The organism is Allocoleopsis sp. (genome assembly GCF_036703385.1).
GTDB lineage: Bacteria > Cyanobacteriota > Cyanobacteriia > Cyanobacteriales > Coleofasciculaceae > Allocoleopsis.
Genome location: NZ_DATNPA010000027.1, coordinates 36,506 through 47,742, shown reverse-complemented (window position 1 = coordinate 47,742; position 11,237 = coordinate 36,506). Strand labels below are relative to the sequence as shown.

Sequence of the window (11,237 nt, the reverse complement as noted above, 5' to 3'; positions counted from 1 at the left end):
ACTTCTTGAGCATTTTTGCTGGCTGAACCCAGCCCCACTTTAATACCCGCCGCACGCAGTTCGTCGAGTAACTCAACAGCACCGGGCAGCAAATCAGCAGAAGTGATATCCTTAATCGATTCCAGATAGTAGCGGTTCTTGCGCTCCATCATCTCTTCGAGTTGTTCTTCTGTGCGCGATTCTCCATTCAGCATCAGGAGTAATGAATCCCGACGTGACAAACCTCGCATTGCCTCGTTAGCCTGCCGATTAAAAGGAATACCCTCTTCATCGGCTAAGCGCTGCCAACCCCGGTAGTGGTATTCTGCCGTCTCCGTCAGTACACCATCGAGGTCAAAAATCACCCCCTGAATGTCTGGTTTGTTCACAGCAGATTTCCCATTCGTATTGTCTTCCATCTCTTCTAATTCCTCCTTTACTTCCTCTGAACGCAGATCGAACTCATACCACTCTCCGCGCCACTGTAACTTAAACTTCAAGCGTGTCCAGCCTTTAGGTAGATGTGGCTTGGCTTGGGGATAGGCATCGTTAATCCGAATACCCGCAAACCCAAAGACCAGTGCTTGCCACACCCCACCCGCTGATGCCGCGTGAATGCCCTCTTTCGCATTGCGCCGTGTGTCCTCTAAATCCACCAAAGCAGCCTGCATAAACCGCTCATAAGCTTCTTCCGGCTGATTCAGGTAAGAGGCTAAAGCGGCGTGAATTGCTGGCCCCAGAGATGAACCATAAGTAATATCCGTGCGGGGTGCATAATAGTCCCAATTCGCTTGCAGCGTCCTGATCTCTGAGAAGATGCCAGGAGTCTCACGCAGTAAATAAAGGAGCATCAACACATCCGGCTGCTTGAGGACTTGTCGCTTGCTGGCTCCTTCGATGCCTAAAATGGCTTGCATCGATCGCGTTCTGGGTTCATAATCAGCGAGGTTAATATCTTCAAGCTTGAAAAATCCCTCACACTGCTCGATGATGCCAGTTTCCGGGTCGTAGGGAATCCAGATATTGCTGATAATGTCCCGCCAACGCGCTTGTCGCTCTAGAGTAACGAGGAGTTTTCCTTCCAGGGTTGCGGCTTTCTCTGGATATTGGTTGTGCAGCCAATCCAGTACAACGAGTGCCTTCTCCAGATGCCATTGCACCATCCGGTTGGTGAAAGTGTTGTTGCTCACATGTTCGTGGTACTCATCGGTGCCAATCACCTCACGAATCTCATAATGCTCCTGCTTGGGATTCCACTCCACCCGGCTTCCCCAGTAAACCGCCGTGTCCAGAACGAGTTCGGCACCGTAATCGCGCATCCAAGCATCATCACCCGTCGCCTGCCAGTACTGCCAGACCGCATAGGCCACATCTGTATTAATATGAAGTTCGCGATCGCCGCACCAAATCCGCACCAGTTCCTCACTGTCGTCTGCGGGTGGCACCCAACGCGGAGTCACCTCATCTCCCGTCCCGGCACTTTCCCAGGCAAACATCGCCCCCTTATAACCAGAGTCTTTCGCCTTGCGCCGTGCTCCGTTCAGGGTATGGTAACGATAGGTCAGCAAATTGCGAGCTAAATCGGGTTGGGTGAAAATCAGGAAGGGCTGGATAAAGATTTCCGTATCCCAAAAAACGTGACCGCGATAGGCAAAACCAGAGAGGGTTTTAGCTGGGATGCTTACCGTATCATCGTGACGAGGTGCACTGATGAGTACCTGGAACAGGTTATAGCGAATCGCCAATTGAGCTTTGATGTCGCCCTCAATCACCACATCACTGGATTCCCATACCTCTTCCCAAGCGGCTTCCTGAGCAGATAGTAGGGTTGCATAGTTGGGCTGCTGTTTAATCTTGTCTACCGCTGCCTGGGCAGGAGCCTTCTCTTCCCGTGAGGTAAAGACAGTTACCAGCTTCTCTAACGTCACCGTCTGTCCAGACTGAACGGGGAATGTCGCTGCCAAACTCGGATAACCCTGGCACCCGCTGACGCGCACGGAGGCATTTGCATCCGATACTGTGACGCGAGTTGCCATCCCCAACTCAATACCGGTGTTTCGCGTGCGAAGGTGCATCCAGGCGGCGTGATCACCCTCGTCGGTGGTAACATCGCCCTGGTTGAGCCATTCCCAGTGCATCACGCCCTGATTGTCGGGGTAACCGTTGATGCTTGCCTGAATCTCAACTTTTCCCTCAAAATTTAGGGCGGTTACCTGGCAGCGCAGCGCCAAGACATGCTGATCGACTAAGCTGGCAAAGCGTTCGAGGTGGATGTCTACGGTGTAACCCGATCCACTGCGCCAGCGCACATCCCGACTCAAGACACCTCGTCGCACATCAAGTTGACGCCTATAGCTGATTATCTCACCTTGATCGAGGCGGAAGCGATCGCCATTGATGATTACCACCAACGGCAACCAATCAGGGCAGTTCGCCAGTTCAGTATGGACAACCGGAACATCATCATAGACGCCGTGAATCAAGGTAGCTCCCATCGCACCTAGATAGCCTTCCTCAAAGCTGCCCCGCGTACCGAGGTAGCCGTTTCCTACAGTGAAAACGGTTTCCTTATAATGCAACTGAGTCGGGTCAAACTGGGTTTCAATGACAGCCCAGTCAGTATAAGTATTATGGCAATTTTGTTCTTTGTGCTTAGTCATTTATCCGTTGTCCTTTGTGCTTTGCTAATTGCTGTCCTGACTTATGAGTTGACCCCTAACCCTTCAAGGTTAGATACCCGTTGCCGTACCGTGAGCGGAGCACGATAGCGTACATTTTTGATTGTTTAGTTAGCCAACTTTACTTCAAGCACCCTGATTGATTTGTAATCGATTCATCCAAAATCCAAAATCAAAACTCCAAAATTAATACCTCCTACTGTTGCATGTGTTTCTGTAACAATTGCTCAGCTTTCGGCTTGTAGCAGAGATAAAACAAGGCTTCCATATAGCGAAGGAGTGCTTCCCGATTTTCAACAGAAGCATAATTCCAAAAGCCGTATATTTTAGCTAAGCCAAGCAGTTGTTTGGTGTGGTTTTTCCAGGTATATTTGTCGTGAACTCGCTTAATGGCACGTTGAGAAATTTCATTCCAGTAGTTGGGTTCTTGGTCACATCGAGAAATAAATTGCAGAAGTTTTTCAGCCATTCCCACCAGGTCAGTCGAGTTGATATGAAAACCAGATTCTCCCTCCTGAATGATTTCCAACGGGCCACCAAATTGAGTTGCAAAGGTGGGTAGACCCGAAACCATCGCTTCCAAAATTGACAGGCCGAAAGCTTCAAAGCGAGCTGGATGAACAAGAATCCCACCACAATCCGCGATCACACGGTAGACTTCACCACTATCCGGTGTAGTGAAGCGCAGTCCTAGCCAGCGTACTTTACCGTGGAGATTGTACTGGTCGATGAGCTGCTGGAACTTTTCAATTTCACCTCTTTCTTCTGAGTCTTTCGCCTCATCTGGACGCACTTTCCCTGTCACTACTATCAGGTTGCAGCGCTCCTGTAAGTCTGGGCTTTGACCAAAACATTCCACCAAACCCGTGAGGTTTTTGCTGGGGTAGAGGGAAGCCAGAGCTAAAATGGGTCGCTTACTCGTGTCCTCCAGATAACCCATGATTTGTGAATCTTCATGGGTAAAAAGTAAGGCTTTAATCCGTTCGGTTTCGCTGGCAACTCGCTCTGAATTTTGGGTATAGGGGAAGAAAACGCTTTCATTCACCCCAGGCGGCACTACATTAAATTTGGGGCTGAACAAATCGATGCCATCAACCACGTGATAGAGGTTGGGCATTGTGAAGTACTTGTAAGACTCATACTGTCCCCACTGTTCAGGTGTCCCCACAATTTCTTGATACGTGCTGGTAATGATGAAATCAGCACCATTCATTCCGATTAAGTCTGCCGTGAATTGCAGAGAGAAGTGATATTGCTCTTCTAGGTCTTTCCAGTAGAGGTTACTGAAAAGATATCTGGGTTTTTCCAGGACGTGAGCAATACTACACTGGGTGACTTTAAATCGTCTAGCTAGGAGGAAGGCAACTAAATTGCCATCGGAATAATTGCCAACAATTAAGTTGGGACGTCCCTTAAATTCTGCCAAAAGTTCTTTTTCAGCCTCCTGGGCAAAGGATTCCAGGTAAGGCCAAAGCTCAAACCGAGGAATTCGGTTTTGAGTCACATTTGTATTACCTTCGGGGAAGGGAACTCGCAAAATCCAGGCATTTTCGGTACCATGAATTTTTTCTAGACGTTCGTGTGATTTAGTTCCCTCGCTGTTCGGAATCAGACGGGTGAGGATAATCACCTTGGGTTGAACACCGATTACATCCAACCCAGCTAACTTAATATCTTCTTGGAGCTGCTTTTCTAAACTCCGAGCTTGATTGAGTACGTAAACTACTTGACCAGTGGTTAGAGGACGACCCAAGCTATCTTCTTGATTCACCCAACCGTGGATGGCAACCAGGACGATGCGGAAGACGAGTGGAATGTGGGAAATGAAGGCGTCTAATACACCATGATCTGGCGAATCAATTAGGCGATCAAGCAGTTCTAGTGTTTCCCGCACCCGACCAGCAGTGTTGCCCCATCCGGGTTCAAAGCCCAAAACTTGGAGTTTTGCGCGAAACTGTTCGTAGGGCTCGTCTGCTGGGCGTTCCCCCACAAAGGTTAAGGCTCGTTTGACTTGTTGAGACAACTGAGTGGTTGAGTTAATCTGCTCGTTAATCATCAACGGCGTTCCCTCGTACTCAGAGTTCTGTAATAGGTCAAGGAAAGCCTCTAACCATTGTTGAGAAGGGACGTTATCTCGTCCTGATTTGGTATTGGCAAATAACTGGCTCGATAGGTAACGGTGAAGAAACTCGATCCCTTTGCCAATATTTCTGGGGTCGCGAATGGTTGGGAAAGACTCGTAAAAGGGACGAACGTCAATTTCGAGTACGCCACTGGTAGCGACAGTGCCTTCGTGTCCAGTTGGAGAGTCCGATAACCCAGTTGCGTCACCGGATATAAAACGATCTTGTAAGTTTAGCCACGCCTCCACTGGCATCGATTCAAAATGGCTTAAGTCTACTGCCAGCCGACAGATATCTTGAGAGGCAATTTTAGGCCGAACAATGAACCAGACGCTCTCCTTTTCCAGAATAATTTCATGGGTATAATGGATGAGTTCGCCCAGAGCAGAAGTGCGGGAAAAGTAAGCTGGTTTTTGGTAGTTGTTGCAGTAGTCTTCAAAAGCTTGTAGAATTTGATTTTTCAGGAAGTACCGCTCTCGATGATTGGCGCGTAACTGATCCAGTAACTGGCGCAAATCGGCCTTCTCATCACCATCAAGAACAGCTCGTAACAGTTCACACATGGTTCCTCCCTGTTGCATTTGCGTAATGGATGAGAGCGATTTTTAACATAGTCTTGCTACCTCGGGTGGTTGCATAGTCAATCGGCTCCCTTCGGGTGAATCGGGGAATTCTAGTAGAGCAGAAAAATCCTTTTCCTCTACTAGTACCCACTACCCATTATTAACAGCGCATTACTTCCCTCCTCTGGAAGAATATAGAGGATTGTGCGCTTCCCAACAGATACCATTAGCCTGTCAGCTCTCTGGGACGCACTCACGTCCTGCATCACAGCACTTGCGTGAAGCCTTCGCTCTATGCGGAGCAGATAGAGCTGAAATTCGCGCACTTAGACGCTAGGCCAGCGTCTGATTGCGCTTTATCTGATACCTATACGCAGGGATATAACGACGTAAGTGTTTTGGCGCTTACGCCTAGGGTTGTAGGCTTCTAACTTTATTTAGCAGGAGCAACAAGACACAAGACCGACGAACCCGAAAACCAAGTCCGACCCACTGAACTGGTTGAGTGTACCTTTACCTCGGAAGTCGTAGCGAACTCCGCCCGTCTTCTATCTGGAGGTATACGCACAATCGCAGTCTAGCGTGATATTGCATCCGATGCATCCCTTGAACAATTCTAGGCTGCTCAACCTGTCCTTTGCTCATTCTTAGCAGAGTCTTCAAAATTCTCCTACCCGAATGGGAGGGATACTCCCGACTGAATTTATCCTAGTTCAGATCTTGCCTTAGGAAAGAAATCTTATTCGATGACATCCAAGCGATCCGGATAGTCGTGATATCCCTAGGAAGAAAGAAATGGTAGATGCACCCTGTAATTCACCCTCCGGCTTTCAATGTTGGGGGGTTTTTTCTTACAAAATTCTAAGATTCACCAATATTTTAGCTGTGTGCCAAGTTTTGCGTGATTGGATGGTGTCCAGTAGATTAAGCGCGATCGCACCTAGCACCCCGATCAAGCGCATCACCAATAAGCGCACTCACACAGCGACGCTATAAAGTGGGTGCGTCAAAAAGCACCCTATCCCTTCTAGCCTTTTCTAAATTTTAGTACGGTCAGTTAAAATTTCGTAGCCATCCTCAGTTACCAATACTGTATGCTCAAACTGAGCAGATAGAGCATTGTCGAGGGTCACGGCTGTCCATCGATCCGATAGAATGCGCGTGAACTTTGAACCCGCATTTAAAATCGGCTCAATGGCCAATGTCATTCCAGCTTTGAGCTTCACATTGCGCATTTCATGGGTGCGGTAGTTAAACACGGCAGGCTCTTCGTGCAGATTCCGCCCAACACCATGACCTGTGAAGTCTTCCACCACGCTAAATCCATTGGCTTTCACATGGTCTTCAATCGCACCGGCAATATCGAGCAAGTAAGCTCCGGCCTTAACTTGTTCAATTCCTTTATACAGGGTTTCTTCTGCTACACGAATTAAATTAGCGGCTTCTGGTGTGACTTCACCGAGCGCTAAAGTAATGCAGGAGTCGCCATGAAAGCCCTCAAAGTAGGCACCCGTATCGACTTTCAGCACATCTCCAGTGCGAATCACTTTCTTACGATTGGGAATACCATGTACTACTTCGTGGTTAATGCTGGAGCAGATGGAGGCCGGAAAACCGTGATAACCCTTGAAACTGGGTGTTGCCCCCATCTCACGGATACGCTTTTCTGCGTAGGCGTCTAAGTCAGCTGTGGTCATTCCTGGCTCAACCCTCTCGGAAATTTCTTTCAGTACGGTTGCGACAATCTTAGCCGCCTGTCGCATGATTTCAATTTCACGCTCAGACTTGATTTCAATACCCCGGCGTTTTTTCTTGGGAGTAGGGGGAGTAGCGGGTTTGAAAAGCAAATTGCTAAAAATTTTCTTCATGCGAATGACAGAGGGCTGAGATGTGGACGATCCATGAAAAGCTTCTATCTTTTAAGGTAGCTTAACATTGCTTTAAGCAATACGATTTAGATTCTCAGGGTTAAGCGAGTGCGGATGTAACGGGTAAGTTTGTATGAGGCGTTCGGTGTAAGTTCAACTAGACTGACTACCCTCAAGGAGCGATCGCTTACTGGGCAGAAACGGTAATGACCCCTGTCATCCCGGCTTCTGTATGACCTGGAATTGGACAACGCAAGGAATATTTTCCTGGCTTCATCGGAACAAACACCCACTCCGCTTCCCCTCCTGGCTTCAGTTCCAGTTCATGAATCGCTCCTTTAATTTCAACTTTTCCGGCTTCAACTTTTTGAGTCCAGCTGATATCGGCAAAGTCTTTAGCGGTGAAGTAGTGTTTTTGAGGGCTAGGATTATCGAGTACTAGTTTGTAACGCTGACCTACGACAAACTGTAAATTATCCGGGAAAAATTTTAACTCGTTGGCAGTGTTGCCCAAGCTCACTTTAACCTCAGTGACCTGTGGTGCGGCGATCGATAAAGGTGTTGAGAGAACGCCTAAGCCCAGAAGGACGCCGAGCAGGAGCGAGAAAGATCGACTGAGGCAGTGACGACGTAAGAAGTTACCCATCGAGACGGCAAAGTGCATCATAATCCAAAAACCAATTCTCCCAAGAATTGTAGGGATGGATGGGCATCAGTAGACATCTTGAAGAACTCTCTTCTAGGACGGGCAAGATGCCCATCCCACACAAGAGCCATTTTTTCTTGTGGGGTAGGTGTCCCGCCTGCCCAGATATTGATGAAAAGGAATGGTCTTCAAGAGGTCTAGTTAGAAATGGCGGGGGTAGGCACCCGGAGCTTGAGTGAGGAAGCGCTACCCCTACAACCCATCAAAATCATCCTCACCAGTGCAGCGCAGCAGTAATAAATGAACAGCTTGCCAATCTGCCATAGTCCTATAGATATTAAGTATTTAGCCTGCTGTTCACTGCTCACTGCTCACTGCTCACTGCTCACTGCTCACTGTTTACTAGTTATTGGAGGCTGAAACAGGAGGGCCAGCGGTTACAACGACTAGGTTTTCTGGATGAAGTAACTCCTTAGCCGCCTGATTGACTTGTTCTAAGGTAACCGCCTCAATTTTACTGACGAAATTGCGCAGTTCTGAGGAACCTAGGTTATATACCTCGTTGTTCAAAATCGTCTGTGCTAAACTGTCTGGTTCGGCAAGGCCAACGGGATATTCGCTAGTAAGGGAACGTTTGGCAGCAGCGACTTCACTACTAGTAACCCCCTTTTGTTGTATTTGCTGGAGCAGGGCAATGGTGCTAGCGATCGCTTTTTGAGCATCTTCGGGAGCGGTCTGCATTTGAATCAAAAAAGGCCCCTGATGTAGTCCTGCTTGGAAGTAGCTATAAATCCCATAGGTCAAACCCAAGCGATCGCGAATTTCCGTCCCCAGTCGGCTCGATAAGGTATCACCCCCTACAATCTGATTCAGTACCAACGCGGCATAGTAACGGGGGTCTTTCCGTTCAATCCCTCGATAGCCCAGTAAGGTAATGGACTGAGCTTTCCCAGGAAGCACGGGGTTCAGTTCCACCCTTGTTTGCGGCAAGGATACTTTTGGGTAGTTGGCAACTGGAGGTTGTCCACTGTCTTGCCAAGAGGAGAGTTGAGTTTCGAGGAGCGATCGCACTTTGGCTGGGTCAAAGTCACCCACCAAGCTCAATACCGTCGTATCTGGGCGATAGTGCTTCTGATAAAAATTCATCACGTCCTCACGACTAATGCCTTTCAAGCTCTCCTCCGTTGGAAAGGCGTAGAAGGGGTGATTCTTAGGATAAACGGTCTGTTGGAATGTTCGGATTGCCACCTGGGATGGTGTATCCAATTTCACCTTCAGAGCCGTCAGCATTTGTTGGCGGGTCAATTCCAGCTTATCTGGGGGAAATGTGGCATTTTGTACCACATCGGCCAAGCTTTGAATCAAGATAGGTAAATCAGCGGCTAAACTGTTGCCCTCAATATTCACACCTTCTCGGTTCGCCCCGAAGCCCAAACTCGCGCCTCGCTCTTCCAACGCTTTGGCAATCTCCAGAGCATCTCGCGTTTTCGTGCCATTCATCACATTATCTGCGGTTAAACTGGCTAAACCCGCTTTGGCTTGGGAGTCAAACTCTGTACCACCACGAATATAGCCAGTCAGTGTTACTGTTGGCGTACTGCGATCGGGTAAAAGCAAGATTCGCATCCCATTGGCTAACCGAATCTCCTCCGGTAAAGCCTGAGTCGTCGGTGTGGTAGACGAGTCTATTTGAGGCAGGTATTTCGCCACCTCAGCAGGGTCTACTGGGGAACCCGCGCTGAAGTTTTCGCTGGTTTTACCCGCACCTGTTGAACCCTCACCAGCCTTCGCCTCCAACTGAGTCGGCTCAAAAAAGCCCACGGTTCGATTCCCTGACGTAAGGTAAGTTTGAGCCACGCGCTGCACATCAGCGGCACTAACTTTCTGAACGGCTGCCAGATAACGGTCTGTATAGCGATAATCACCAGCCGATAATTCGTCATAGCCGAGTTGCGTCGCTTGGCTGGTGATATCCCGGTTCCCTAAAATCACATTGGCGGTGAGTTGCGTTTTTGCCCGATTCAGCTCTTCCTGAGCAACGCCCTGATCTCTCAACTTAGCCAACTCAGACGCGAGAACCTGCTCAATTTTTTCTAGCTTTTGACCAGGGGCAGCCGTAGCCGATAATTCATACCAGCCCGCTCCAATTAAGTTGATAGCACCCCCTGACATATCGCTAGCGATGCCTGATTCCACCAAAGCTTGGGTTAGGCGTGAATTCCGCCCCCCCGTCAAGACATAATCCATCAAATCCAACGCGGGTACATCGGGATGATTGATTGCGGGTAACGGATAGACTTCATGCAAAAAACTCGCGCTGCCCTCTTCCCGGAGGATAATTGGATTTTGGGTTTTAGATTTTGGATTTTGGATTGGAGAGGCGGGGTTTTTTTCGCTCTGTGCAGCTGAGTGCTTTCCTTGTACCTTACCAAATGTTTCTTTAACCGCTGCAAGGGTCGGTTCGGTTTGGAAATCGCCCACGATGATTAATGTGGCATTGTCTGGGCTGTAGTACTTCCGGTAGTATTCCAGTACCTGGTCAACGGTAAACTTCTGTACATCTGCTTTGGTACCGCCCACGGGTAACCCATAAGGTTGGGTAGGAAAGGCCGCACGCATCACGGCACGGTTGAGGCGGTAGCTAGGGCTGTTTTCGTACCCCTGCAACTCAGAAATTACAACACGCTTTTCTTTGTCGAGTTGCTGCGGTTCAATCAGAGAGTTTTGCATCCGGTCTGCTTCGAGAACCAACAAGGCTTTCAGTTTTTCTCGCTCGACTGTGCCGAAATAAGCCGTCTGATCGTAGCTGGTGAAGGCGTTGGATGCGCTGCCTAAGGCACTGAAAAGACGACCAAATTGAATGGGACGCTCTTTGGTGCCTTTGAACATCATGTGTTCTAACTGATGGGCAATACCATTCACTCCAGGGGCTTCGTTATGTGACCCAATTTTGTACCATACCTGTACAGTGACTACAGGTGCCGTATGCACTTCCTTAGTGAGAACAGTTAGACCATTGTCCAGCACTGTTTTACGAACATCTTGAGTCAGTTTAAGGGTTTTGGTCTCAGTGCTGGTAACCGACGGCGAGGTACTTGGACGTTGGGAGACTAAGACCTCGGAGGGAGCCGAAGAGGCTTTCGTCGTGAATACCGCAGCACTGAAGCAGAGGCTGAAAAGCAAAATGAGAAGTCCGCGACGACGAAAATTAGACCGAAAATACATAGGTTTATATTCAACAACTCAGAAGAGGGCAGGGGAGATTGAGGAAATTGGCTTTGAGCAGGTCATACATCGATATAGAGACTCTAAGAATAATGTTCTATGTATTTAGTTTCAAGAGAAACAATCTGAGTTCCCGTTGAGGGTCAAGCTTTCCT

5 protein-coding genes are annotated in these 11,237 nt (G+C 48.6%); all 5 read right to left on the bottom strand.

Features of this window, described 5'->3' with window-relative positions; translation table 11 throughout:
- Positions 1 to 2,639 (bottom strand): HAD family hydrolase (locus V6C93_RS01515; RefSeq protein ID WP_333474873.1); only part of this gene is annotated, 2,639 nt, incomplete at its 3' end.
- A 214-nt stretch (positions 2,640 to 2,853) separates the two neighbouring features.
- A complete protein-coding gene (locus V6C93_RS01510; RefSeq protein ID WP_333474872.1) occupies positions 2,854 to 5,343 on the bottom strand; it encodes a sucrose synthase in 2,490 nt (829 codons plus the stop codon).
- Between the two features lie 1,037 nt (positions 5,344 to 6,380).
- Positions 6,381 to 7,211: a type I methionyl aminopeptidase gene (map, locus tag V6C93_RS01505; protein WP_333474871.1), complete on the bottom strand. Its 831-nt coding sequence runs from the start codon at positions 7,209 to 7,211 to the stop codon at positions 6,381 to 6,383.
- A gap of 187 nt (positions 7,212 to 7,398) precedes the next feature.
- Positions 7,399 to 7,878: a plastocyanin/azurin family copper-binding protein gene (locus V6C93_RS01500; protein ID WP_333474870.1), complete on the bottom strand. Its 480-nt coding sequence runs from the start codon at positions 7,876 to 7,878 to the stop codon at positions 7,399 to 7,401.
- 381 nt (positions 7,879 to 8,259) lie between these two features.
- The gene (locus tag V6C93_RS01495; RefSeq protein WP_333474869.1) at positions 8,260 to 11,082 is read right to left on the bottom strand and encodes a pitrilysin family protein; all 2,823 of its coding nucleotides are present in this window, start codon (positions 11,080 to 11,082) and stop codon (positions 8,260 to 8,262) included.
- Positions 11,083 to 11,237: the final 155 nt, after the last annotated feature.